The sequence below is a fragment of the Ruegeria sp. BE10 genome, from assembly GCF_056538905.1.
In genome coordinates, this window is the sequence record NZ_JBQFTX010000002.1 from 95,846 (window position 1) to 121,427 (window position 25,582).

Genomic DNA, 25,582 nt, shown 5'->3' on the forward strand with positions numbered 1-25,582 from the left:
GCAGGGGTCTGTTCGCCATTCGAAACGCGACGACGTGGGCAGAGTTTGCACAGACCGGATAAAGGTCAATAGGCAAAAACTGAGCGCTTGGCATTCAAACGCTGTCGCCGCCATGCGCGTTGGTGGAAAAAGACGCCATCGCGGGCACAAGTTGGTCCAGAAACTCTCGCGCGATGGTCGACAAAGGACGCCCTTTGGCGGTGATAATCGCCAGTTCCAACGTCACCGCGGGCCGAAATGGGCGGGTCTGATATCCGCGCTCAGTATCAAAGGCGACGGTAAATGGGTCGATGACTGCAACACCCATGCCCTGTTTGACAAAGCTCAGCAGGTTTTCGGACAGATGTGTATGAATTTGCGTGCGCCAAGTCCGGTGCGCCGCCTGAAAAACATCCCGTGTCCCACGATAGGTCTGATGCTCGGGGCCCATCACGATAAAGGGCTCGTTCTCTAGCAACTCAGGGGTCAGCACGTCGTATTGGGCCAAATGGCTGCCTTCGGGAAATGTGGCCACAGTCTCAAAGCGGAACACCTGAGCATTAAGTGTATCGTGTAGAATTGGCACCTCGACAATGCCGACCTCGAACAGGCCCGAGATCACCCATTCCTGAATTTTGGACGAGTATTGCGATTGAAAACTGACCGACAGATTGGGGCGGCTGGCGGCGAAGCGCGCGATTTCCCGTGGCATGAATCCAAACGACAGCATGTGCGGTGCGGCCACTTGCAGCTGACCGGGATGCTTGTTCTGCAAATCCGTCACGGCCTGCGCCACGTGATCCAGCCCACGCACGACCGTGTCTACCTCGCGATACAGCAGATCAGCTTCGGGGGTTGGCAACAGACGGCCCTTGTTGCGTTCAAACAGCGGCAGCCGAGCTTCGCGTTCTAGTTGAGCCAGAAGATTACTGATCCCGGGTTGTGATATCCCCAGAACCGAAGCCGCCCCAGTCACCGTTCCCGTCTCCATAATCGCGTGAAACGCCTGCAATTGCCGAAACCTTAAAGACATTGACATTCCCACATCATTTTTTCTGATACCCTTGCCACAATATAGTATTTGAAATGATATAGCTATCGCGGCACGGTTCCCCCGAACGACCGGAGGACCAATGACCGACTTGAACCAAACCATCACAGGGTTTGACCTTTGGCACCTTGAGCTGCCTGTTACATCACGGCGTGATCATGGAATCGGCTCGGTCGAAGGCAGCTGCGAAATTGTGATCTTGCGCCTGACCTCAGAGGGCGGATCAGAAGGATTTGGCGAAGCGTCGCCATGGTCGGTTTTTACCGGTACACCCGAAGCAACTTACGCAGCGCTGGATCGTTATATCCGGCCGTTGGTTGTTGGGTCACGTGTGGCAGATCGGGCTGGGATCATGGCCAAGGTCGCCTATGCGGTCGCACATTGCACCGAGGCCAAGGCCGCACTGGAAACCGCCTTGCTGGATCTGACAGGGCGTATCAGCGGCGTGCCGGTCTGGGCACTGATGGGTGGCAAATGCCGGGACTCGATTCCGCTGAGTTGTTCGATCGCCAATCCTGATTTCGCGCAGGACATTGCGCTACTCGAGCAATTGCGCGAGGACGGGGTTCGCATCGTCAAGCTGAAGACCGGGTTCAAGGACCATGCGTTCGACATCATGCGGCTTGAACATCTGGCGCAACATTGCCCCGAGTTTTCTGTGCGCGTGGATTACAATCAAGGTCTGTCTATCGAGGATGCTCCTGCTCAGGTACGCGATGTTGCTCAATTCAAACCCGATTTCATCGAACAACCAGTGCGGGCGCATCACTATGGCATGATGGCCAAACTGCGAGGTCAGATCGACCTGCCCTTGCTGGCCGACGAAAGCGTGTTTGGCCCCGAGGATATGGAGCGTGCCGCGCGAGAAGGCATATGCGATGGCGTGTCGGTCAAGATCATGAAGTCCGGTGGGCTTAGCCGGGGTCAGACTGTGGCCCGCATCGCTGCGGCTCATGGGCTCAGCTCCTATGGTGGAGATATGTTCGAGGCTGGTCTGGCGCATCTGGCCGGAACCCACATGATCGCTGCAACACCCGAAATAAAGCTGGGATGCGAGTTCTATCAGGCATCGTATTTCCTGAAAGAAGACATTCTGGAAGACCCCTTCGTGGTACAGAACGGGCAAGTCATCGTGCCGGACATGCCCGGGATTGGTGGCCGACCGGATCTGGACAAGCTGAACCACTATGCCGTGGCCAAGGCGGTGGCGGCATGAGTGAGCGCAAGACCATTGCCATAATCGGTGCCGGTATTGTTGGCGTGTCCACAGCGGTCTGGCTGCAACGTGACGGGCATGACGTCATATTGATCGACAAGGCTGGACCTGGCGAGGGTACGTCGCACGGCAATGGCGGAGTTCTGGCATCCTGCTCGATCATTCCAGTCACGGTTCCGGGGCTGCTGCAAAAGGCCCCGAGGATGTTGTTTGATTCGTCCCAGCCACTGTTCTTGAAATGGGGATACGTGCCCAAGCTGTTGCCATGGCTACTGCGCTATCTGAAACATGCCAACGCGAGCGACGTTGAACGCATTGCTGCTGCGCTGACGCCTATTGTCGGCGATAGCCTGAATGACCATAAGGCGCTGGCGCACGGCACCGGGGCCGAGAAGTGGATTGTCCCGTCCGACTATCTGTTCCTTTACGAAAACCGGAAACATTTTGAGAATGATGCACTTGGCTGGGACATCCGGCGCAAGCATGGTTTTGCGTGGGACGAATTAGAAGGCGAAGCCTTTCACGCTTATGACCCGATTTTCAGCAAAGACCTCGGGTTTGCCGCCCGGCTTGCCGATCATGGCCACATCACTGATCCGGGGCGCTATGTCAAAGATCTGGCCGCCCATGTCGAGGACAATGGAGGCAAAGTTATTCGCGCTGCAGTCGAAGACGTGGTTCGGAACAACGGCAAAGTTACAGGTGTACGCGCAGGCGGTACAACCATCCCATGCGACACAGCTATTATAACGGCGGGGGTCTGGTCCGGCCCCTTGGCTGACCAGCTGGGCATTTCTGTTCCTCTGGAAAGCGAACGCGGGTATCATCTTGAATTAGTGGAACCTTCCGCGATGCCGAAAAGCCCGGTTATGGTAGCGTCAGGCAAATTCGTCGCCACTCCGTTAGAGGGTCGCATCCGTCTGGCCGGGATTGTTGAGTTCGGCGGGTTGGACGCGCCACCCTCGAAGGCGCCGTTCGAATTGATGCGCAAGAATGCCCGGGCGGCTTTTCCGGGTGTGACATGGAAGGATGAAGTGGAATGGATGGGGCACCGGCCCGCACCCGCAGATTCGATACCGGTTATCGGTGAAGTTCCCGGGATTGACGGCGCGTATATGGGTTTTGGCCACCATCACATCGGTCTGACGGGCGGGCCGAAAACAGGGCGTCTTTTGGCGCAAATGATCGCGGGCAGACTTCCGAACACGGATGTCAGCGTTTACGCCCCGTCGCGATACGCAAATTAGCAAAGCCGGTGAACAACATCGGCAGAATCAATACCAACTGGGAGACTAAAATGAAAAAACTGACGAGCCTTATGGCAGCAACCGCACTGACCGCTGCTGCAGCCCTGCCGGTCGCTGCTGAAAAATGGGACATGCCGATGGCCTATTCGGCGTCGAACTTCCATTCGGCCACAGGTGCTGAATTCGCCAAATGCGTGACTACCGGTACCGGCGGCGAAATCGAGATTGTCACCCACCCTTCGGGTTCCCTGTTCAAAGGGGCGGATATCAAACGCGCAATTCAGACCGGCCAGGCCCCTATTGGAGAGCGTCTGCTGTCCGGCCACCAGAACGAAAACGCATTGTTCGGCTTTGACTCGATCCCCTTCCTAGCAACGTCGTTTGACGACAGCGCCAAGCTTTGGGATGCTGCAAAACCCTCGATCGAGAACCTGTTGGCCGAACAGAACCTAACGCTGCTTTATGCAGTGCCGTGGCCGCCGCAGGGGCTGTACTTTAAGGACGAGGTGAACTCGGTCGCTGACATGAAAGGCATCAAGTTCCGCTCGTACAACAACGCCACGTCACGTCTGGCCGAGCTGACCGGAATGCTGCCGGTGACCATCGAAGCGGCCGAGATCAGCCAGGCCTTTGCCACTGGCGTTGCCGATTCCATGGTATCTTCTGGCTCAACCGGGTATGACCGCAAAGTTTGGGAAAGCCTGGATTATTTCTACGAAGTAGATGCCTGGCTGCCGCGCAACTACGTGATGGTGAACTCGGATATCTGGGCGGGCGTGTCTGACGCGAACAAGAACGTCATCAACGCCTGCGCCGAACTAGCGGAATATGCGGGGAACTGGCGGGCCAAGGAATATACCGGGTTCACCCTGCAAGGCTTGCGTGACGGCGGCATGACCGTTGGTCCGGCGTCCGAGCAGATGACCAACGAGTTGAAAGAAATCGGCGTCACCATGACCAATGAATGGCTCGAGGCCGCCGGGGACGAAGGCAAAGCCATCGTCGACGCCTTCCAAGCGCAACAATAACCAAATGGACGCGGGCGGCAGCGATCTGCCGCCCGTTCTCTATCCAACCAAAAGAAAAGCGGGGACAGTATGGCAGCGTTACGAGGGCTTCGGTCCGTACTGGATTTCATCTACCTGGCAGCAGGCGTACTAGCGGCGTTGAGCCTTATCGCCATACTGGTTCTAATTGTGGTGCAGATGCTGGCCCGTTGGACCGGCGAGGTATTCCCTGGCGCGCCCGACTATGCCGGGTATGCGATGGCCGCGGCCTCATTCCTGGCTTTTGCCAATGCGCTGAACCGGGGCAGCCATATCCGCGTGTCGATCCTGTTGAATGCGGTGCCCGATAAATTTCGCCGGGTGCTGGAGATTTGGTGTTTTGGTATCGGCACGGCCGTCATGTGGTACTTCTGCTGGTACGCCTACCGCTTTGTTTATTGGAGCTGGAAGTTCAACGATATCAGCCAGGGACAGGACAAAACCGCGCTTTGGATACCGCAATCGGCCATGTTAATCGGCGCGGTCATTCTGGCCATCGCCCTGACTGATCATCTGATTCACGTGATCTTCCGCGGCGATCACCGCATCACCCGCGATCTTGCCGATCAAAGCCACGGAGAGTGAGAGCATGGAAAACGCATCAATCATCATCCTCTTCCTCTTTGTTCTATTCACTCTGTTGGGCACCGGCGTCTGGGTCGGGCTGGCACTGATGGGCGTCGCCTGGGTTGGGATGGAGCTGTTCACTACTCGCCCCGTCGGCGACGTCATGATCACCACCATCTGGTCAGCCTCGTCCTCATGGACGCTGACGGCGCTGCCGATGTTTATCTGGATGGGTGAAATCCTGTATCGAACGCGATTGTCCGAAGACATGTTCAAGGGGCTTTCACCGTGGATGGCCCCCCTGCCCGGCGGTCTGGTGCATACCAATATCGTAGGTTGTACGGTCTTTGCCGCCGTGTCGGGCTCGTCCGCGGCGACGCTGACCACGGTTGGCAAGATGTCGATCCCAGAACTGCGCAAGCGCAATTATCCCGAACGCATGATCATCGGCACTCTGACGGGTGCTGCGACACTGGGCCTGATGATCCCGCCTTCGCTGACGCTGATCGTTTATGGCGTCACCATCAATGAATCGATTACCAAGCTGTTCTTTGCTGGCATCCTGCCGGGTCTGGTGCTGGCTTGCATGTTCATGGGCTATGTCGCGATCTATTCCAAAATCGGCAAGGACTGGAACCCGAACCAGGAAAACAAACTGACCTTTGCCGAGAAGATCAAGAACTCGCGCTTTTTGCTGCCTGTGATCCTGTTGATCGTCGTGGTCATCGGTTCGATGTATCTGGGATATGCCACCGCGACCGAGGCCGCCGCCTTTGGTGTGATCGGAGGGCTGTTGCTCGCCGCTGGTCAGGGTTCGTTGAACTGGAAGACGTTCACTGAAAGCCTCATGGGGGCCACTCGCACCAGCGCGATGATCGCATTGATCCTTGCGGGCGCGGCTTTCCTGTCGCTGTCGATGGGCTTTACCGGCCTGCCACGCGGTCTGGCCGATCTGATTGCCGGATGGGAACTGACGCGGTTCGAACTGCTGATGGTGCTGCTTGTGTTCTACATCATCCTTGGGTGTTTTCTGGATGGCATTTCCTCGGTCGTGCTGACCATGGCTGTGGTCGAGCCTATGATCCGCGACGCCGGAATCGACCTGATCTGGTTCGGTATCTTTATCGTCGTCGTGGTCGAAATGGCGCAAATCACGCCGCCTATCGGGTTCAACCTGTTTGTGATGCAGGGCATGACCAATCATGAAATGAGCTATATCGCCCGTGCTGCGATTCCGATGTTCCTGATCATGGTTGTTATGGTTTTCGTCCTGATCTGGTTCCCGGATTTGGCCACTTGGCTACCGAATAACCTGCGGCAAGGCCCAACCGGGTAGCCTGCCTTTGAACCCGCTGCACATCGCTGCCCGCCACGGACCGTATGTTCTGTTGGCGGGCCTTTTGTCGGGGTTGCTGCTGCCGGGGTTGGCGCAACCGATGCGGTCGCTGTTGCCGCCGATGGTTGTGCTGTTGCTGTTCGTCACCGTGCTACGAATGGAGCCCGCGCGCATATTCGGATCACTGCGTGATCTGCCCCGCGTTGTCTTGGTAGTTCTTGGTCTACAGCTTGCGATGCCCCTGACAGTTCTGACGGTCGGTGCATTGGGCGGGTGGCTCGACACCCCCACCCTGTTTGCCTTGTTGGTCATGACCGCGGCTCCCTCCATCGCTGGCAGCCCAAATATGTGTCGGATGATGGGGCACCCATCTGAATACGCGCTCCGCCTTTTGGTGATCGGTACTGCAGTACTGCCAATGACCATAGCCCCGGTTTTCTGGTTCGCGCCGCAACTGGGCGGATTCGATACGGTGCTTTGGGCCGCGTTAAAACTGCTAATCACAATCCTGCTGGTGACGCTGACCGCAGTCGCTATTCGCAAAACGCTGTTGCGAGACCCATCGCCCACAACAGAAAGTGCGCTCGAAGGCCTTGCCAACATCACATTGGCTCTCTTCGTCATTGGTCTGATGCCCTCAGTCAGCGAGGTCATCCTGACCGATCCGAAACGAGCGTTCCTTTGGATTACCTTCGCCTGCGCGGCCAATTTTGGCGTTCAGGTCGTCTGTTTTCGACTGACCCGGCTTCGTATGCCCACAGCCGCGTCGACGGCAGTGTCGCTGATCGCAGGCAACCGCAATATCGCGCTGTTCTTCGTGGCTTTAGCGCCCGAGGTTACTGCGCCGATCATGGTGTTCATCGGGGCCTATCAAATTCCGATGTACCTGACTCCGCTGGTGATGCAGCGCATGTACAGGGTCGTTAGCGACCGATGATAATGTCAGCGCAGAGGCCGCCCAGCCGCTCACTTTTGCTCAGACGCACCACGCCCCCATGGGCCCGCGCGATATCTGAAACGATGGCAAGGCCCAACCCCACTCCGGTACCCTGATTCTGATTGCGCGCCGGATCAAGGCGCGCGAACGGTTTGACCGCTTCGGATCGCTGTTCAGGTGGAATTCCTGGCCCGTCATCCTCGACCCGGATACGCAGGGATTTGGGTGTGATGGACAGGCTGACATCCGCGCGATTGCCATACCGCACGGCGTTTCCAATCAGGTTTTCCACGGCTCGCCGTATGGCAGTGGGACGCAACATGACCGTCCCTTCCCCCTCGACCGAGATCAAATCGACCTCATGCCCTGCACGACGCGCGTCTTTGACGATTTGCTCCAACAGCACCTTCGGATCGACAGATTCCGGAGCGCCCTCGGCCGCACCGCGAGAAAACTCAAGGAACGCATCCAGCAGCAATTGCATCTCATCGACATCCTGCTGCAAAGGGGCCGCTTCATCCTCGGGCAACATCGAAAGGCCAAGTTTCAAACGCGTCAGCGGTGTGCGCAAATCGTGACTGACCCCCGACAGCATCATGGTGCGCTGCTCCATCTGGCGCTCGATACGGGCACGCATATCCAGAAAAGCACTGCCCGCCGCGCGTACTTCGATGGCACCACCAGGAGAATACGGCACCACCCTGCCCCGACCAAAGGCCTGCGCAGCCTCGGCCAGACGAGTGATCGGACGCAATTGATTGCGCATATACAGGAAAGAAATCGTGGTCATGACAACCGCAAAGAACACCATTGTCACGATCAACTGGTGTGGCGCCACCGGAGACAGACGACGGCGATCAAAAGTCAACTGTAGAATGCCCAGATCCGTCTGCAGATACAGCCGCGCCTCTTGTCCGCTGGGCAAGGCAACCGCAATCAAATCTGGAAGCAAGGCCCGCAGATCGGCCTCTACCTGGGGTGCAATGAAATCGTACCAACGGCGGTGACCAACCTTTGGTTCGTCGTTAATGCCCAGAAACCGGGCCTTCATTTCAAGCGCTTGCAGGTCAAGCCGAACAGCCGCCATCGCCTGTTGTTGCGTTTCCGTCTCTTCCATGACTTCCGTGATCAACATCACTTCGCGCGAAGCAGCGCGTGTCATTTGCGCCGTGACGTCTTCCAGATGTTTTTGCAGGAACGCGACCCCCACCACCAGCAACACCACGACCACCGGCAGGACCAGGATCAGTGCAGCACGGGCATAGAGGCTGCGCGGCATATAGTGTTTGAGCCAAAGCGCGGACATGCGCTAAACCTAACGGGCTGTTACGACAAGAGAAAGAGGTCAGAATGCAGGCGCCTGACGATTTCAATCCGCCCGCCGGCCCGGCGGTTGAGCTGCAGCCGGGATTGCGGCGTATTCTGGCGCCAAATCCATCCCCAATGACATATCGCGGGACCAACACTTATCTGGTGGGCAGCAGCGAGCTTGCCGTGATCGACCCTGGTCCGCTCAGCAATGAACATCTGGATGCGATTCTGGCGGGACTACTACCCGGACAGCGGATCAGCCATATCATCGTTACCCACAGCCATCTGGATCACTCTCCGCTGGCCCAACCCTTGGCGGATCGTACAGGAGCACCGATCATGGCCTTTGGAGGGCCCGAGGCCGGGCGTAGTGCAGTTATGACTCAACTGGCCGAGGGCGGTTTAGTGGGTGGCGGTGAAGGCATCGACACCAACTTTCGCCCCGACATCGAACTTGCGGATGGGGCTTTGATCTCAGGCGACGGCTGGCAGCTTGAGGTGATTCACACCCCCGGCCATCTGGGAAATCACATCGCGCTTGGCTGGGGTGACGTCTGTTTCACGGGTGATCACGTCATGGGATGGGCCAGTTCACTGGTTTCGCCCCCAGACGGTGACCTGACGGATTTCATGGCGGCCTGCCATCGTCTGGACTCACGCGAGTGGGCCGTCTTTCACGCCGGGCATGGCGCGCCGATTGCCGATCCCGCAGCGCGGCTGGACTGGCTGATCAATCACCGCCTGACACGCGAAGCACAGATTTTGTCTGCGCTGGAAGATCACCCCGGTACGGCCCGAGAACTGGCCGAGCGAATTTACGTCGACACTCCGACCGCCCTTTTGCCTGCTGCTGAACGGAATGTTTTCGCCCATTTGATTGATCTGATTGGGAAATCTCAGGTCACTTCCGAAGGAAAGCTGTCAGCTGACACCCGTTTCATCAGACAAACCTAAGCCGCCGGAACTTTTTTTCGAAAACGTCGAATTCCCCTCTGGACGGCAAAAATCGGGATTGTTATACGGCCCTCAGTTCCGGCGTAGCTCAGCGGTAGAGCAGTTGACTGTTAATCAATTGGTCGTAGGTTCGATCCCTACCGCCGGAGCCAAATCCTCCCCACCTTAAATACCCATCACCAAAGGTCGTTTGCGGCGCAAGATTTTTCGACGAAAAATCTTATGCGCCCTCTGGACGCCGCAGAAACTGGTTGCTATACGGCGCGGACCGTTCCGGCGTAGCTCAGCGGTAGAGCAGTTGACTGTTAATCAATTGGTCGTAGGTTCGATCCCTACCGCCGGAGCCATTTCCCACGTTTTTTAAGATCAGCCCACCAAGGCGTCCTTGAATTCCGCGCGCAAGTTACGTTTCAGAACCTTACCCGTTGCGTTCAGAGGCAAGGCATCCACAAACACCACCTTGTCCGGCACCTGCCATTTAGCGATTTTGCCGTCATAAAATGTCAGCACCTCTTCTTCGCTTGGGTCCTCCCCCTCGGCGCGTACGGCCACCAGCAGTGGGCGCTCGTCCCACTTTGGATGCGGTACGCCAACCACGGCTGCGGTCGCCAATTTGGGATGCGCAACGGCAATGTTCTCTAACTCGACCGAACTGATCCACTCACCCCCGGATTTGATGATGTCCTTGGACCGGTCGCGGATGGTCATATAGCCGTCAGAGTCCAACGTTGCGACATCACCAGTGGCAAACCAGCCATCCCGCAGCAAATCTTCATCTTGCATCTGGAAATAACTGTCCAGAATCCACGGCCCGCGCACCAGCAGATCACCTTGGGTTTCGCCGTCATGCGGCAGATCATTGCCGTCATCGTCGACGATCTTCAGATCGACACCATAACAGGGCCTTCCCTGGCTTTCTCGAATGGCGTGCTGCTCGTCTTCCGGCAGGTCAAAGTGCTTGGCCAGAGGGTGATTTGCGGTCCCCAACGGACTCATCTCGCTCATCCCCCAGGCGTGGATGGTGTCGACACCATAGGTTTCGCGGAAGGTTTCGATCATCGAAGGCGGGCACGCGGCCCCGCCGATCACCGTCCGCTGCAGGCTGGCCAGCTTGCTGCCAGACTGCTCGGCAAAAGCCAGCAGCCCTTGCCAGATCGTCGGCACGCCCATGGCCAGAGTGACGCCGTAAGTGTCGATCAGATTCACCAGCGCCTCACCATGCAAACCCGGCCCCGGCAACACCATCCGCGATCCCGACATGGCGCAAGCATATGGGGACCCCCAGGCGTTTACATGGAACATCGGAACCACCGGCATGACCACATCCATCGCCGAAAACCCGATAACGTCGCGTGTGTTCGATCCGAAACTGTGCAGCACGGTGGAGCGATGCGAATACAACACCCCCTTTGGATTGCCGGTTGTGCCAGATGTGTAACACAGGCCGGATGCAGTGTTTTCGTCAAAGCTCGGCCATTCAAAACTGGCCTCACCGGTCTCGATCAGATCGTCGTAAAATTGCACACCCGGTATCTGCGCAATTGCGTCATCGTTTCTTGGCCCCATCAGGACGAAATGTTGAACATCGGGCAAATGCTCGTGCAGGGCTGCGACCAAAGGAATAAAGGTTGCGTCGAAAAACAGGACCCGATCCTGTGCATGGTTGATGATATACGTCAGCTGTTCGGGAAACAGTCGCGGGTTGACGGTGTGGCAAACGAACCCCGCCCCGGAAGTGGCATAGTAGATCTCAAGATGCCGCCGATTATTCCAAGCCAGCGTCGCAATCCGCGTCTGTGGTTCCAATCCCAACTTGGACAGTGCCGAGGCCAGTTTCCGCGCGTTTTTTGCCACTTGCGACCAACTGCTATGGCTAACTGTGCCATCGGTTTCAACCGAATAAATCTCAGTCTGACCGTGAAAGCGGTCGGCGTGATCAATTAGCGACGAGATCAGCAAGGGCTGCGTCATCATCTGTCCCAGCATGGGCGTTCTCCCTATGGCGGTGCCACTTTGTGCCCGCAATCACATCGGGCGATATGGCTTTTCCTTAGGCAGAGCCTGCCAAGCATTTAATTGTCTGACAATAAAAGAATGCGATTTACCGTTGCGGCAGGTGGTAAAATCGAACCCTCAATCGCGGTGTTTTAGCGCATAAGCAACCAGCGAAGCGGTCGAGCCATCCTTGCCGTCAGTGCTAACCTCACCATCCACTATCGGACCCAGCGAGGTCGCCAATTCCTTGCCCAGTTCCACCCCCCATTGGTCGAACGAATTGATCCCCAGCAGAACCCCTTCGACGAAAACACGGTGTTCGTACAAGGCGATGATTTGGCCTAGCATATACGGTGTGAGCTTCGGATAAATCAGGGTCGAGGACGGCCGGTTGCCCGGGAACACACGATGACGGGCCTGACGTTCAAGTTCCTCACCGGCCAACCCTTGTTCGGCCATGCGCTGCCGCGCCTCATCCAACGACCGGCCGCGCATCAGCGCTTCGGATTGGGCCAGACAATTGGCCAGCAAAAGGCGGTGGTGGTGGGTAAGTTCGGGCTCGTGCCCTTCGGCGGCCACCATGAATTCGCAGGGGATCACATCGGTGCCCTGATGGATCAACTGGTAAAAGGCGTGCTGGCCATTGGTGCCCGGTTCACCCCAAACCACAGGCCCCGAAGGCATGGTCAAGGCGCTGCCGTTCATTGCAACGGATTTACCGTTCGACTCCATCTCAAGCTGTTGGAAATAGGCGGGAAGACGCAGCAGCCGTTGATCATAGGGCAGAACCGCGCGGCTGGTATATCCCAGAACCTGGCGGTGCCAGACCCCAACCAGAGCCAGCATTACCGGCATGTTCTCGATCCAGTCAGCAGCGCGGAAATGGACGTCCATCGCCTGTCCCCCGCGCAGAAAGGCATCAAACGCGTTCGAACCGACGGCGATCATCACCGGTAGCCCAACCGGCCCCCAGACCGAATAGCGCCCCCCTACCCAATCGGCAAAACCAAATACGTGATCTTGGGCGATACCAAAGGCATCGGTCTTATCTACCGCACACGACACGGCTGCGAACTGTTTTCCACAATCGCCACCGCCATCCGTTAACCAGGCACGGGCGGTCCGGGCGTTGGTCATGGTTTCAATGGTGGTGAATGTCTTGGATGCGACAATCACCAGCGTCCGGGTCGGGTCAAGTGGGCGCAGCGTATCCGCGATATGCGCACCATCGACATTGGACACATAGTGCAGGTTTGGCCCGTCGTGATACGGGGCCAACGCGTGCGTGGCCATCACTGGCCCAAGATCCGAGCCGCCGATGCCGATATTCACGACGTCGGTAAAGCTGCCACCTGTCCCGGAAATCGCGCCGCCGCGCACCTCTTCGGCGAAAACCCGCATCCGGTGCAGCGTGTCCAGCACGTCAGGCATCACATCCAGACCGTCGACCTCAACTGGTCCGCCATCCAGGTTACGCAACGCCGTGTGCAATACCGCGCGCCCTTCGGTTTCGTTGATCTTGGCACCCGAGAACATGGCGTCGCGCCGTTCCGCCAGACCCGCCGTATCGCACAGCCCGATCAAAGCGACACGGATGTCCGCGTCAATACTGGTTTTCGAGTAATCAAAGAGCAGGTCACCGGTTGAGGCCGAATACCCCTGCGCCCGGTTTGCATCCTTACTGAACAGACCCAGAATGGGCTGCCCCTTCCGTTCTGCTGCCAGTGCTTTGAGTGTCTCCAGTTGCATAGCGTCTACTCCGCCCAGTGTACGGTCATGCCACTCAGCACCGCTGCGATGGGGGCCTCTTCCGGTGGCAGGGACATGGACCGTTCCAAAGCATCCCGTTTCGCGTTCCCGAAAATGATCAGGTGTTTTGACAAGGCACCATCCAAAACAGGCGCAGTCAGCGTGATACGGGGTTCCGGCTGAACCTCGGTCCGTGCCACCGCCAGAGGACGCGCGTGACCGCCCAACGCGGCCTCAAGCCCATCCATACCCGGGAACAGGGACGCGGTGTGCATATCCTCGCCCATTCCCAATACCAGCACCGACAAAGGCCGGATCGGAGTGATCAGGCTTTCGATTTCCGGCAAGACATCTTCGGGCTCCTTCCCCGGCACATACAGAGGTATATATTGCGCCACCGACGCCCGATTTGTCAGCAACCGCTCGCGGATCAGACGCTCGTTCGAGCGGTCGTGATCACCCGGCACACAGCGTTCATCGGTGGGCAGAACCCACACCCGGTCCCATTCCAAATCCGCCGCGCACAGAACATCAAACATCGGGCCGGGCGTCGTGCCTCCGGGGACAGCCAATGAGGCAAAGTCGTGATGCAGCAAGGCGGATTCCAATTCACCTGCCAGCACGTTTGCAACGTCGATGGCCAGCATATCCCGGTCGGCGTATTCCTGTATGTTCATGGGTTTATCCCTTGCCAGCGGCGACCGTCTCGTTTCATCAGCAGCTCGGCGTCGCCCGGGCCAGTGCTGCCGCTTTCATAAGGTTTGGGAACATCCCCGCGCGCCTGCCAGCCCGCGATGATCGGATCGGTCCAGGCCCATGCGGCCTCGACCTCATCTCCGCGCATAAACAGGGTTTGGTTGCCGCGGATCACGTCCATCACCAAACGCTCATAAGCGTCCGGCGGGTCCTGGTTTTCGGGCCCCAATGCCTCGGCAAAACTCATGTCCAGAGGCACGTCGACCAGGCGCATCCCACCCTGCCCCGGTTCCTTGATTGTCACCTTCAGCGTGATGCCTTCGTTCGGCTGCAGGCGGATCGACAAAACGTTGGCATGGCGCCCGGCATCTGCGCCAAAGATCGAATGCGGCGCGTCTTTGAACATCACATTGATCACCGAAGATCGCGCAACAAGCCTTTTGCCTGTGCGCAAATAAAACGGTGTACCCGCCCACCGCCAGTTACTGACGTGAGCCCGCAGCGCCACATAGCTTTCCGTGGTCGAACGTGGATTACCAACAGTATCCCGATAGCTGCGTCCACTCAGCCCACCTTCAAACTGACCGCGCACAATGTGGTGCGGCTCGACCGGGTCCAATGCGCGGATCACCTTGAGCTTTTCGTCCCGTACCGCGTCGGGGTCGAACTTGGCCGGCGGTTCCATCGCGATCAGGCAGAGCAGTTGCATCAGGTGGTTCTGCACCATGTCACGCATGGCGCCTGCGCGCTCATAATACTCTTCGCGCCCGTCAATGCCGACGGATTCGGCCACGGTGATCTGGATGTGGTCGACATACTGACTGTTCCACAATGGTTCGAAAAGCATGTTGCCAAACCGAACGGCCATCAGGTTCTGAACGGTTTCTTTGCCCAGATAATGGTCGATCCGGTAAATCTGCCCTTCGGAGAAATGTGCCGCTAGCGTCGCATTCAACGCCTGCGCGCTGCCCAGATCATGACCAAAGGGTTTTTCGACAACGATCCGTGTCTGGGTCGTGGCCAGATCATTAGCTTTGATCCGTTCGGCCAGCGGTCCGAACAGGCGCGGCCCAACCGAGAAATAGAACGCCCGTACCCGATCAATTGTGAGCTTCGCTGCAAGCTGACCCCACCCCTCATCCGTAAGCGCATCTAACGCGACATAATCAACCCGTTGTAAGAACGCATTCAATGCCTTGGCATCCGCACAATGCGCGGGCGCATGTTCGCGCAACGATTGCGCGACCACATCCCGAAACGCATCGCTGTCCAATTCCGATCTGGCGGCACCAATGATCTGAACATCCTCGGGCCATTGTCCGGCACAATAGCGACGGAACAGCGCCGGCAGGATTTTACGCTGCGCAAGATCGCCGGTACTGCCAAAAATGACCAGATCGAACGGGTCGACGGGGATGACGCGAGAAACCATGCGTTTCCCTTACCTTACCCCTGAGGACATGTCCAATGTTAGCGCAAACAAAATTACACTTTCTCCCATCATCAAAACTCTGTCAGGTCGGCCGTGGCACCCTTAACTAATTCGGTCTGAAAGGCTAAGTCAGCAGCAGGACTGCAAAGAACCGGATACCGGAATGAAAGACAACGCCTCTCAGATTGCCAATATCGGCAAATTTCAGAACACATTGGTGACGGCTGACGGGCAAACACGGGCCTCGGTTGCGCTTAGCAACCCTGACACGCTTTGGTTCAACACCGGTACCTTGTGCAATATCGAATGTGTCAACTGCTATATCGCAAGCAGCCCGACCAACGATGCACTGGTCTATATCACCGCTGATGAGGTGCGGTACTATCTGGATCAAATCGAAGCCCGAAATTGGCCGGTTCGGGAAATCGGGTTCACTGGTGGCGAACCATTCATGAACCCAGAAATGATCGACATGACCCGCGCCGCGCTGGAGCGTGGGTATGAGGTTTTGATTCTCACCAATGCCATGCAACCAATGATGCGCCGAAAGATGCGTGAGGGTCTGCTGGAATTGCAGCGTGACTACGGCAACAAGCTAACCCTGCGAATCTCGGTCGATCACTACTGCTCCGATCTGCATGACGAAGAACGTGGCAAGGGCAGCTTCGCCAAGACCGTGACCGGGATGGAGTGGCTGCGTGACAACGGCTTAAACATGGCCGTGGCCGGGCGCACTGTCTGGGGTGACAGCGACGCGGAAAGCCGCGCTGGCTATGCTGCGTTTTTCAAGCAGCACGGCTTTGACATTGACGCCCAAAACCCGGGCCAGACGGTCCTGTTCCCCGAGATGGACGAAACCATCGAGGTGCCGGAAATCACCACAGCTTGCTGGGGTATTCTGGACAAATCACCCGACGCCGTGATGTGCGCCAGCGCCCGTATGGTGGTAAAGCGCAAGGGTGCGGAACGCCCCGCCGTTCTGGCCTGCACACTTTTACCTTATGCGCCCGAATTCGAAATGGGTCACACCCTGGCCGAGGCCGAAGCGGACGTACACCTCAACCATCCCCATTGCGCCAAATTCTGTGTTCTGGGCGGGGCCAGCTGTTCAGGCTGATCAGTTCAGTTCAGGTGATTCCCAGAATTTCGTGCCGGACGCCCCAGCCGAGACGCGCCAGCCTTTCTTGCCCAGTACGAAAAAGGACCGGCCATCAGTGAACCGCACGGTTTCCCCGCTGCGCTCGTCACCGTACATCGCCCCGGTTTCCGCTGTTGCGTCGTAACCAAATTCGATAAATTTCGCCAGATCGGCGGGGGTTTCGAACAGGATCACGAACTTGGTTTCAAACCCACCAATACCCACTGCGGCACCCACTCCGCCAGTACCCATGTTCATATAAGTGTGCTGACCGGTATCCATTGAAACGGCCACCCCGCGCCCATACCCGGCCGAGACCGGAAACACCGTAACCTTGCGCGAGTCGAACACGGCGTAGCCCGCACTTACGTCATACAACGCTTTTGCGTCGGGGTTTTCCGCTAATAACTGGGTAAGAACCTCGCTGGCCATCGCGTCCAGCTTGGCGCGCGTCTCTTCCGGGGTGGCCTCGTTCGTCACCAAATCCGTGGTCGAGTTGATGGTCCCCTCAACCGCGCTTGCACCTTTCTGAATGGTGTTGCCCACGGTTTCAGTCCCACGCCCTACAGCGTCGGCTGTGTTCGCAGCACCTTTTTTGATTTTATCAAAGACGCCTTCGGCGACGGCTGGTCCGCCAATTGACAGCGCAGCGGCGAAAAGCAAAGCTCGGGACATAAAGCGATTCCGTATGTGACCAATGGATTGGTCGACACCATAACCCAAGCACCAATAAATTTAACGCGTCTCAATCGTTACTGACAAAAAAACAGGCTGGATATTCAATTGACCCTGAATTCACCCACCATGTTGCGCCATTCACCGGGCGCGATCATCTTGCGATGCGTAAACCGGACCGAATGCAGCGGACCGTCAATCTCGCGCTGCCAGAAGTCGATGAAATCGAACAATTTCGGATGATCCGGCGCCAGATCGTAATCCTGCCAGATGAACGTGTTCAGAACGTGGATGTAATCGGGCATGCGGTAGAAGAATTCTGCCGTTGTCAGCCCGTACCCTTTGAGCATTAGTTCGGTTTCGCTTTGCTCCATGCAGACCTCCAATTTTATTGCAAGGTCTCTTTAGGGTAACACGAAAACACCCTAACCCTTAGTTAACAATATGTTACTCAGGTGTTACGGGGGTTTTTCGCATGCAAAATCGTTGCTTGCTTGCACCTTATGTGCCGGGTCTGATAAGGTGCATCCACAAGATATAGACCCAAAACAAAACACGGGCAGTTTACGTGAGCGATACGCCAGAAATTCCTGAAAACATGGACGAAACCCCGCCCGAGCGCCCCGTTTATGACGGCCCGACGGTGTCCATCGAATCCGAGATGCGCACGTCCTACCTGGACTATGCGATGTCGGTCATCGTCAGCCGCGCGATCCCCGATCTGCGCGACGGGCTGAAGCCGGTGCATCGCCGCATTTTGTATGCAATGCACGAAACCGGGAACACACACGACAAGGCCTATCGCAAATCGGCCCGCCCGGTTGGCGACGTTATGGGTAAGTACCACCCGCACGGTGACAGCGCGATCTATGATGCGCTGGTGCGGATGGCGCAGGATTTCTCGATGTCGCTGCCGCTGCTGGATGGTCAGGGCAACTTTGGCTCGATGGACGGCGATAACCCGGCGGCCATGCGCTATACCGAAGTGCGCATGGACAAGCCCGCCGCGTCCCTGCTGGCCGATATCGAAAAAGAGACGGTCGATTTCCAGGACAATTACGACGGCAAGGACCGGGAACCGACCGTCCTGCCCGCCCGTTTCCCGAACATGTTGGTCAATGGTGCTGGTGGTATCGCCGTGGGCATGGCGACCAACATCCCACCGCACAACCTGGGTGAAGTAGTTGACGCCACACTGGCACTGATCGACGACCCGGACCTGACGTCCGAGCAGTTGATTGAATACGTACCCGGCCCCGACTTCCCGACCGGCGGCGTCATGCTGGGCCGCTCGGGTGCGCGCAAAGCCTATCTTGAAGGTCGCGGCAGCGTCATTATCCGCGCCAAGACCCGCGTGGAAGAGCTGCGCAAGGATCGTTACGCTATCGTCGTCGATGAAATTCCCTATCAGGTGAACAAGGCCGCGATGATCGAAAAGATCGCCGAGGCGGTGCGTGAGAAGCGCATCGAAGGCGTGGCCCATGTACAGGACGAATCCGACCGTAACGGTGTCCGCGTGGTAGTTGAACTGAAACGCGATGCGACGCCCGAGGTGGTGCTGAACCAGCTTTACCGCTTCTCTCCGATGCAAACGTCCTTTGGCTGCAACATGCTGGCCCTGAACGGTGGCCGCCCTGAACAACTGACCCTGCGCCGATTCCTGACATCGTTCATCGACTTCCGCGAGGATGTTGTGGCCCGCCGCACCGCCTATGACCTTCGCAAGGCGCGGGAACGCAGCCACATCCTGTGTGGTCTGGCCGTGGCCGTTTCCAACGTGGACGAAGTTGTTGCCACCATCCGGTCATCCGCGGACGCAGCCGAGGCGCGTGAAAAGCTGATGACGCGCCGTTGGCCTGCCGCTGAGATCGAGGGTTATCTGCGACTGATCGATGATCCTCTGTCCAAGATGAACGACGACGGCACCTATAACCTGACCGAGGTTCAGGCCCGCGCCATCCTCGACCTGCGCCTCCAGCGCCTGACCCAACTGGGCGTCAAAGAGGTCACGGACGAGTTGGAAGAACTAGCAGGTAAGATCAAGGAATACCTGGATATTCTGTCCTCGCGCGAACGCATCATGTCGATCATCGGCGATGAGTTGCGCAGCGTGCGCGAACAGTTCGCCGTTCCCCGTCGCACCGAGATCGTCGACTGGTCCGGCGACATGGAAGACGAGGATCTGATCGAGCGCGAAGATATGGTCGTGACTGTCACCTCTGGCGGGTACATCAAACGTACCCCGCTGGCTGATTTCCGCGCGCAGAAACGCGGCGGTAAGGGCCTGTCGGGCATGCAGACCAAGGAAGAGGATGTTGTTACCAACCTCTTCGTCGCGAACACGCACACACAGCTGCTGTTCTTCACCACCGACGGCATGGTCTATAAGCTCAAGACCTGGCGCCTGCCACAATCGGGCCGGACCGGTAAGGGCAAAGCCATCGTCAACATCCTGCCAATCCCGACCGGCGTTTCCATCGCGGCGATCATGCCCGTGGATGTGCCGGATGAAGAATGGGAAAACCTGCAAATCGTCTTTGCCACCAGCGCCGGGGACGTGCGCCGCAATGCGCTGAGCGATTTCACCAACGTAAAACGCAACGGCAAGATCGCAATGGACCTGCCCGAGGATGTGGAACTGGTGAACGCGCGCATCTGCTCGGAAGAGGATGACGTCATGCTGGTCACCAACTCCGGCCGTGCGATCCGCTTCCAAACCACCGATGTGCGGGTCTTCAAGGGCCGCAAGTCGACCGGTGTGCGTGGCATCAGGCTAAGCAATGGCGACCGCGTGGTGTCGATGTCGGTGATCCGCCATTTCGAGGCTACGTCGGACGAACGCGCCGCCTATCTGAAAATGCGCCGCGCCGTGGCCGGCCTGACCGAAGAGGCCGAAACCAATGACGAGGATGGCGATGCGCTGGCGACCATCAGCCAGGAACGCTATGCCCAGATGTCGGCCGCTGAAAATCTGATCCTGACCATCACGGCAGGCGGTTCGGGCAAGCTAAGCTCCAGCCACGATTACCCGGTCCGCGGACGCGGAGGCATGGGGGTTGCTGCCATGGACAAGGCAATGCGCGGCGGAGAGCTGGTAGCCTCGTTCCCGGTTGAGATCGACGATCAGATCATGCTGGCCACCTCCAAAGGCCAATCAATCCGGGTTCCCGTCGAAGGCATCTCGTTCCGGTCGCGCAGCGCGGGCGGTGTGAAGGTGTTCAACACCGGTAAAGGCGAAGTGGTCGTCAGCGTCGCCTGGATCGCCGATCAAGGCGACGAAGAGGCCGAGGGATAAGATTACAACAAAGGCCCCAGAGCGCAGTGTTTTGGGGCCTTGGATTTGTTTTCGCCAATAATCTCTCAAAATGTGGCAATCAACGGTTTGCCCAATAGAACGATCAAATCGGCGCTGGTTTCTGTATTTTCTAAAAATCGCTATTCTATGACCAAGGATATTTGAAACAGCAGTTTCAAGAGGTCGTTTTAATGCGAATTTTGTTCAAACAAAGTTTAGTTATCTTTTGGTTCCTCTGGTGGACATTCGCGTTTTTGACCGATTTCATCGGCGGGTTAGAACTGCTGGGGGTGACTTCAACCCCTTGGTTTGACGGTCACAACTTTCCGTTTCTGCAAAAAACGCTGGCGCAGTTTGGTGCCTCTACTGCCGTTGATGTAATTTTATTTGTCGGGATCATACTGTGGCTATTTCTTTCGACGCTGCTATTTGCGTTCGCTTCATTTACCCCGTATTCCCAGACGGATCGCTGGCAGAAGAGGGTCGACGCAGCGTTTATCGTATCGCTAGGATTGTGGCTTGCTTTTTTTCTGGCGGATCAGACGGTCATGAATTTTGACTTGGAAGAAAACCATATGGTTCAGGGGGGCTTTCAACTTTTATGCTATCTGACCATCTATCTACTGCCTGATTAGCAATGCTCGGTTCCTATGGGCTGCTTTAGGCAAAGAACTGGCAACGCGGCACACTTGTGACAACGAGTTTGGCCGGAAATTGTGCGTTCAAAGATTGTAGAGCGTACCAAATTTCTGTTCCAAATACGCCAACAACGGTTCCGGTCCCGGTTCAATCCCGCTGGCGCGTTGGATAGTCTCGCGCGGGGTGAAGAGCCCGCCAAAACGCTGTAGGTTCTCGCACAGCCAACTGGTTGCGCCTGACGTGTCGCCCCTGATCAGTTGCGCATCCAAATCAGGAACCGCAGCGCGCAACGCTTGATACAGACATCCGGCATAGACATTGCCCAATGAATAGGTCGGGAAATAACCAAACAACCCGACCGACCAGTGGACGTCCTGTAAACACCCGTTCGAAGGTCGGTCGACCTCATATCCAAAATCGGCCTTGAATCGGTCGTTCCACGCCGCTTCCAGATCGCTGACCTGAAGGTCTCCGGCCATTAGGGCGCGTTCAAGGTCAAAGCGCAGCATGATGTGCAGGTTGTATTGCACCTCGTCCGCCTCGGTCCGGATATAGCCTTTGTGTACGCCGTTGACCGTGGCATAGAACGCATCGGCATCCGCGACATCGAAATCACCGAACGCGTCAACCATTTGATTGTAAAGCCACTCCGTGAACGCCCGAGATCGGCCCAGCTGGTTTTCATAAATCCGGCTTTGACTTTCATGCACGCCCATCGACACGCCCTGCCCCAGTGGTGTCAGCGCATAGGCCGGGTTGATACCCTGTTCATAGGCGGCGTGGCCGACCTCATGAATGGTTGAGTAGAAACAGTTGAACGGGTCGGTCTCGCTGGTGCGAGTGGTGATGCGCACATCCAGGCCACTGCCCGAACTGAACGGATGTACTGCCTTGTCCACCCGCCCAGTATTCAGATCGTACCCGAACGTGGTCGCCAGTTTCTGCGACAATTGCATCTGTATCTGTTCGTCGAATTTTCCGGTCAGAGCGTGCGGCGCTGGTTTATCCAAAACGGCCGCGCGCAGGGCCACAAGACGAGGGCGCATCTGATCGAAAATCTCGGCGATTTGTGAACCGGTGGTATAGGGTTCGTAGTCTTCAACCATGGCGTCATAGACATCACCACCCTGCGCCAGTGCAACGCCTTCTTCACGCTTGAGGGCAACGACCTCCTCGAGAACAGGCAGAAAGGTAGCCACATTCTCGTCTGAACGGGCTTGCGCCCAAGTTCCCTGGGCTGCTGACGTCACGCGCGCAATGGCCTTGGCCAGATCGGCTGGCACTTTTGCCGTCCGCTCGTAAGTTCGACGGATATCGCGCAATTGGGCGCGGGCCACGTCGTCTTGTGGGTCGGCTAGCTCCAACCACTCAGCCACGCGCGGGTCAGAACGGCGGGCATGCAGAACCGCTTCGATCGCGGCCATTTCCTCAGCCCGTTGCGGGGCCGCGCCGCGCGGCATCACCGTTTCCTGGTCCCAGCCCAGCCGCCCGGCGATTTGCCCGAGGGCCGACGTTTCGCGTTGGAAGGCCATCAGGTCATCATAGGCAGTCATCAGGGTCATGCTCCGCGGATTGAGGTGGCGATTGGATATGCTGTCAGGAAACGTGCGCGCAGGATCAGGGTCCAAACAACAACGGCCATGAACTGGTGGAAGATGGCGATCTGCCAGGGGGCCGCGTAGATCACCGTCATAATCCCGACCACCACCTGCAGCGAAAGCGCCGCAAAAGCTGCATTGAACGCAAACCGCGTTTGCGGATGCGCGCTGGTGCTGCCGCGTCTCCTGACAATGATGCCGAAGATAAACAGAAGATAGCCAGCACAGCGGTGAATGAACTGCACCAGACCGGGGCTTTCAAAGAAATTGCGCCACATCGGTTCAAGCATCGTCGCGTCAGGCGGCAACAGTTGACCACCGATCAGGGGCCAATCGGTATATGATCTTCCAGCGTCTATGCCTGCCACAAGGGCGCCTATGAGTATTTGTAGAAAGGCGAAATGCATCAGCCCGGTCGATAGCGAGAACAGTTTGCCCTCTTTCGCGCGGCGGGCCTGCATCAGGTCACGCTCCTCGCGCCCCAGCTCAAAGATGTACCACGCAAGGAACCCGAGGATAACGAAGGCCAGACCCAGATGGACTGCCAGGCGATAGCTGGCAACGGCCGTCATCCCCTCGCCCTGCGTCACGCCCGAGGCAACCATCCACCAGCCAACCGCGCCCTGAACACCGCCCAAAGCGCCTGGAATCAGCAATTTACCTGTCCACCCGGTCGGAATTTTCTGGGCCAGCAGGAAGCCAAAGAACCCAAGTGCCCAAACTAGACCGATCACCCGGCCCAGTTGACGGTGACCCCACTCCCACCAGTAAATGGATTTAAAGTCATCAAGCTCCATCCATTGGTTCTGAATGCGCCATTGGTCGATTTGCTTGTATTTTTCGAACTCGGCCTGCCAATCGGCCTCGGTCATTGGAGGGATGGCCCCAGTGACCGGGCGCCATTCCGTTATCGACAGTCCGCTATCGGTCAGGCGTGTCAGGCCGCCTACGGCGATCATGACAACGACCAGCGCGAACAGGATCATCAGCCAGACGCGAATGGCCCCGCGTGCGCCGCCACGACCACGGTCAATCATGCCCGGTTGAACGGCCTGTTGTTTTTCTGTGTCTGAGACGTCTTCGAAGATGCTGCGCTTACCGCTCATGCTGTCCTCTTGTGCCTTGGATTTCGTCGCAAGCTAGGGTGAAGGGGGGCTAAGGTCCAGCCTCAGCCTTTATCCTTCCAGCGGACCATCTGACGCATGATCCCGTGCAGCATCTGCACATCCGCGCGCGTCATCCGCATCCGAGACCACAGATTGCGCAAATTGGTCCTCATGCCTTCGGCCTTTTCGGGGGGATAGAAAAAGCCCGCCTCCTCCAGCCGGTCCTCGTAATGTTCGACCAGTTTCTCGACCTCGATCCCCGTGGCCCAGTCGCCTTTGCCCAGATCGGTGGCTTCGTGCACCACATCGCCGGTCTGGCGCATCCACTCATAGGCGGTCAACAACACGCATTGGCCAAGGTTCAGCGAGGCATATTCCGGGTTTACCGGAACCGAGATAATGGCATTTGCCTTGGCGATATCTTCGTTTTCCAACCCCGCCCGTTCCGGTCCGAACAAGACCGAGACCTTTTCACCAGCCGCCACTTTCTCGGCCGCGATCTGCATCGCGCGTTCGGGGCTGTAGACCGGTTTGGTCAGACCACGCTGGCGCGCGGTAGTTGCAAAGACAAAAGTGCTGTCGGCCAGCGCGCCCGCAAGGTCATCGAACAGCTGCGCTTCGTCCAGCAAGCGCCCTGCCCCGCTGGACATTGCCACCGCCTTGGGGTTTGGCCAGCCATCACGCGGTGCCACGATCCGCATCCGGTCCAGCCCGAAATTCCACATCGCCCGCGCGGCAGCGCCGATGTTTTCACCCATCTGAGGGCGGACGAGCACAAAGGACGGCTGGGATGTATCGCTGGGCATGGTTGTCTCCGGAAAACTTGGCTTGCTGTAATCGGCGCGATGGCGCAGGGCAAGGCATCCGATTGGTCAATTGCGCCATAAACCGGCATAAAAGTTTGCTTCCCCGGCACAATCCGCTAAACCGCGCCAAAGACTGAAAGCTAAGGACGCGCCAATGGACACCCCCGAGCAGCCGCAGATTTACCTGATCACCCCTCCGACCATCTCATTGAGCACGTTCCCCGACCAGCTTAGCCGCGTTCTGGACGGTGCCGAGATTGCCTGCATCCGACTGGCTCTGGCAGGCAATGACGAAGACGCGATCTCGCGCGCTGCTGATGCTTGTCGCGAGGTGGCCCATACCCGTGACGTGGCGCTGGTCATCTCGAACCATGTTCTGCTGGCGCAACGGTTGGGGTTGGACGGGGTGCATCTGGACGACGCCGCACGTTCAGTGCGCGCCGCGCGCAAGGAGTTGGGCGCGGATGCCATTGTTGGCAGTTTTTGTGGCGCGTCCAGCCATGATGGCATGACCGCCGGCGAAGCTGGCGTAGATTATGTTGCCTTTGGCCCGGTCGGCGCGTCAACGTTGGGGGACGGAACCACGGCTGAAAAAGACCTGTTTCAGTGGTGGTCTGAGATGATCGAGGTTCCGGTTGTGGCCGAAGGTGGCCTGACGCCTGAGCTGATCCGCGACCTGACCCCTTGCACTGATTTCTTCGGTATCGGGGATGAGATCTGGTCACAAGAAGACCCGTTTGCCGCGCTTAAAATTCTTACCGATGCGATGTGAGCGTTAACCCTTGCACCCACCTCGGGGCTGCGGCATG

22 protein-coding genes and 2 tRNA genes are annotated in these 25,582 nt (G+C 57.6%); 13 read left to right on the plus strand and 11 right to left on the minus strand.

What is annotated here, in order from left to right:
* Nucleotides 1–94 precede the first annotated feature (94 nt).
* Entirely contained in the window at nucleotides 95–1,012 is a 918-nt protein-coding gene (locus ACR0M2_RS05825; RefSeq protein WP_170348843.1) for a LysR family transcriptional regulator, read from the minus strand.
* A 100-nt stretch (nucleotides 1,013–1,112) separates the two neighbouring features.
* Here ACR0M2_RS05825 and ACR0M2_RS05830 point away from each other — a divergent pair, with 100 nt between their 5' ends.
* The 6 genes from ACR0M2_RS05830 (at nucleotide 1,113) to ACR0M2_RS05855 (ending at nucleotide 7,379) form a co-directional block, all read left to right on the plus strand.
* The gene (locus tag ACR0M2_RS05830; protein WP_480704268.1) at nucleotides 1,113–2,246 is read left to right on the plus strand and encodes an enolase C-terminal domain-like protein; all 1,134 of its coding nucleotides are present in this window, start codon (nucleotides 1,113–1,115) and stop codon (nucleotides 2,244–2,246) included.
* Nucleotides 2,243–3,493, plus strand: coding sequence for an NAD(P)/FAD-dependent oxidoreductase (locus ACR0M2_RS05835; RefSeq protein WP_480704269.1), 1,251 nt, complete (start codon nucleotides 2,243–2,245; stop codon nucleotides 3,491–3,493). The genes ACR0M2_RS05830 and ACR0M2_RS05835 overlap by 4 nt, the downstream gene beginning before the upstream one ends.
* A 50-nt stretch (nucleotides 3,494–3,543) precedes the next feature.
* A complete protein-coding gene (locus ACR0M2_RS05840) occupies nucleotides 3,544–4,521 on the plus strand; it encodes a TRAP transporter substrate-binding protein (protein ID WP_480704270.1) in 978 nt (325 codons plus the stop codon).
* A gap of 69 nt (nucleotides 4,522–4,590) precedes the next feature.
* The gene (locus ACR0M2_RS05845; RefSeq protein ID WP_170348847.1) at nucleotides 4,591–5,124 is read left to right on the plus strand and encodes a TRAP transporter small permease; all 534 of its coding nucleotides are present in this window, start codon (nucleotides 4,591–4,593) and stop codon (nucleotides 5,122–5,124) included.
* 4 nt (nucleotides 5,125–5,128) lie between these two features.
* Nucleotides 5,129–6,442 (plus strand): TRAP transporter large permease, encoded by a 1,314-nt coding sequence (locus ACR0M2_RS05850; RefSeq protein ID WP_170348848.1) that lies wholly within the window; start codon nucleotides 5,129–5,131, stop codon nucleotides 6,440–6,442.
* A gap of 7 nt (nucleotides 6,443–6,449) precedes the next feature.
* Entirely contained in the window at nucleotides 6,450–7,379 is a 930-nt protein-coding gene (locus ACR0M2_RS05855) for a hypothetical protein (protein ID WP_480646845.1), read from the plus strand.
* Here ACR0M2_RS05855 and ACR0M2_RS05860 read toward each other — a convergent pair.
* Nucleotides 7,366–8,685, minus strand: coding sequence for an ATP-binding protein (locus ACR0M2_RS05860; protein WP_480704271.1), 1,320 nt, complete (start codon nucleotides 8,683–8,685; stop codon nucleotides 7,366–7,368). The two genes, ACR0M2_RS05855 and ACR0M2_RS05860, sit on opposite strands and share 14 nt — an antisense overlap.
* Before the next feature lie 44 nt (nucleotides 8,686–8,729).
* Here ACR0M2_RS05860 and ACR0M2_RS05865 point away from each other — a divergent pair, with 44 nt between their 5' ends.
* From ACR0M2_RS05865 to ACR0M2_RS05875, 3 genes are all read left to right on the plus strand, one after another.
* Entirely contained in the window at nucleotides 8,730–9,644 is a 915-nt protein-coding gene (locus tag ACR0M2_RS05865; RefSeq protein WP_480704272.1) for an MBL fold metallo-hydrolase, read from the plus strand.
* Nucleotides 9,645–9,721: 77 nt separating this feature from the next.
* Nucleotides 9,722–9,796: transfer RNA gene (locus ACR0M2_RS05870), tRNA-Asn, on the plus strand.
* A gap of 120 nt (nucleotides 9,797–9,916) precedes the next feature.
* Nucleotides 9,917–9,991: transfer RNA gene (locus ACR0M2_RS05875), tRNA-Asn, on the plus strand.
* A 19-nt stretch (nucleotides 9,992–10,010) separates the two neighbouring features.
* Here ACR0M2_RS05875 and ACR0M2_RS05880 read toward each other — a convergent pair.
* The 4 genes from ACR0M2_RS05880 to zwf all read right to left on the minus strand — a co-directional run bounded on the left by ACR0M2_RS05880 (nucleotide 10,011) and on the right by zwf (nucleotide 15,516).
* A complete protein-coding gene (locus ACR0M2_RS05880) occupies nucleotides 10,011–11,630 on the minus strand; it encodes a long-chain-fatty-acid--CoA ligase (RefSeq protein ID WP_480704273.1) in 1,620 nt (539 codons plus the stop codon).
* A gap of 147 nt (nucleotides 11,631–11,777) precedes the next feature.
* Nucleotides 11,778–13,388, minus strand: a complete 1,611-nt coding sequence (pgi, locus tag ACR0M2_RS05885; RefSeq protein ID WP_480704274.1) for a glucose-6-phosphate isomerase — start codon at nucleotides 13,386–13,388, stop codon at nucleotides 11,778–11,780.
* Nucleotides 13,389–13,393: 5 nt separating this feature from the next.
* Nucleotides 13,394–14,065 carry a 6-phosphogluconolactonase gene (gene pgl / locus ACR0M2_RS05890; protein WP_170348854.1) on the minus strand — a complete coding sequence of 224 codons (672 nt, stop codon included), beginning with the start codon at nucleotides 14,063–14,065 and terminating at the stop codon, nucleotides 13,394–13,396.
* Nucleotides 14,062–15,516 carry a glucose-6-phosphate dehydrogenase gene (zwf, locus tag ACR0M2_RS05895; protein ID WP_170348855.1) on the minus strand — a complete coding sequence of 485 codons (1,455 nt, stop codon included), beginning with the start codon at nucleotides 15,514–15,516 and terminating at the stop codon, nucleotides 14,062–14,064. The genes pgl and zwf overlap by 4 nt, the downstream gene beginning before the upstream one ends.
* A 163-nt stretch (nucleotides 15,517–15,679) precedes the next feature.
* Between zwf and ACR0M2_RS05900 the strand changes: the two genes are divergently transcribed.
* Complete coding sequence (locus ACR0M2_RS05900) at nucleotides 15,680–16,633, plus strand: radical SAM protein (RefSeq protein ID WP_170549131.1); 954 nt, start codon at nucleotides 15,680–15,682, stop codon at nucleotides 16,631–16,633.
* Here the strand turns inward: ACR0M2_RS05900 and ACR0M2_RS05905 are convergent, their stop codons facing one another.
* The gene (locus ACR0M2_RS05905; protein ID WP_480704275.1) at nucleotides 16,634–17,329 is read right to left on the minus strand and encodes a lipid-binding SYLF domain-containing protein; all 696 of its coding nucleotides are present in this window, start codon (nucleotides 17,327–17,329) and stop codon (nucleotides 16,634–16,636) included.
* 104 nt (nucleotides 17,330–17,433) lie between these two features.
* Nucleotides 17,434–17,703, minus strand: a complete 270-nt coding sequence (locus tag ACR0M2_RS05910) for an usg protein (protein WP_058280415.1) — start codon at nucleotides 17,701–17,703, stop codon at nucleotides 17,434–17,436.
* A 194-nt stretch (nucleotides 17,704–17,897) separates the two neighbouring features.
* Between ACR0M2_RS05910 and gyrA the strand changes: the two genes are divergently transcribed.
* Both gyrA and ACR0M2_RS05920 read left to right on the plus strand, forming a co-directional pair.
* A complete protein-coding gene (gyrA, locus tag ACR0M2_RS05915; RefSeq protein ID WP_480704276.1) occupies nucleotides 17,898–20,624 on the plus strand; it encodes a DNA gyrase subunit A in 2,727 nt (908 codons plus the stop codon).
* A 191-nt stretch (nucleotides 20,625–20,815) separates the two neighbouring features.
* Nucleotides 20,816–21,259, plus strand: a complete 444-nt coding sequence (locus ACR0M2_RS05920; protein WP_480704277.1) for a hypothetical protein — start codon at nucleotides 20,816–20,818, stop codon at nucleotides 21,257–21,259.
* A gap of 87 nt (nucleotides 21,260–21,346) precedes the next feature.
* On the opposite strand, the gene ACR0M2_RS05925 is transcribed toward ACR0M2_RS05920, so the two are convergent.
* From ACR0M2_RS05925 to ACR0M2_RS05935, 3 genes are all read right to left on the minus strand, one after another.
* A complete protein-coding gene (locus ACR0M2_RS05925; protein WP_480662535.1) occupies nucleotides 21,347–22,816 on the minus strand; it encodes a carboxypeptidase M32 in 1,470 nt (489 codons plus the stop codon).
* Between the two features lie 5 nt (nucleotides 22,817–22,821).
* On the minus strand, nucleotides 22,822–23,967 hold the full coding sequence (gene ctaA, locus ACR0M2_RS05930) for a heme A synthase (protein ID WP_480704278.1): 1,146 nt from the start codon (nucleotides 23,965–23,967) through the stop codon (nucleotides 22,822–22,824).
* Nucleotides 23,968–24,029: 62 nt separating this feature from the next.
* Nucleotides 24,030–24,773 (minus strand): RNA methyltransferase, encoded by a 744-nt coding sequence (locus ACR0M2_RS05935; protein WP_170358696.1) that lies wholly within the window; start codon nucleotides 24,771–24,773, stop codon nucleotides 24,030–24,032.
* 154 nt (nucleotides 24,774–24,927) lie between these two features.
* Between ACR0M2_RS05935 and ACR0M2_RS05940 the strand changes: the two genes are divergently transcribed.
* Nucleotides 24,928–25,545, plus strand: coding sequence for a thiamine phosphate synthase (locus ACR0M2_RS05940; protein ID WP_170358698.1), 618 nt, complete (start codon nucleotides 24,928–24,930; stop codon nucleotides 25,543–25,545).
* The last annotated feature ends 37 nt before the right edge of the window (nucleotides 25,546–25,582 follow it).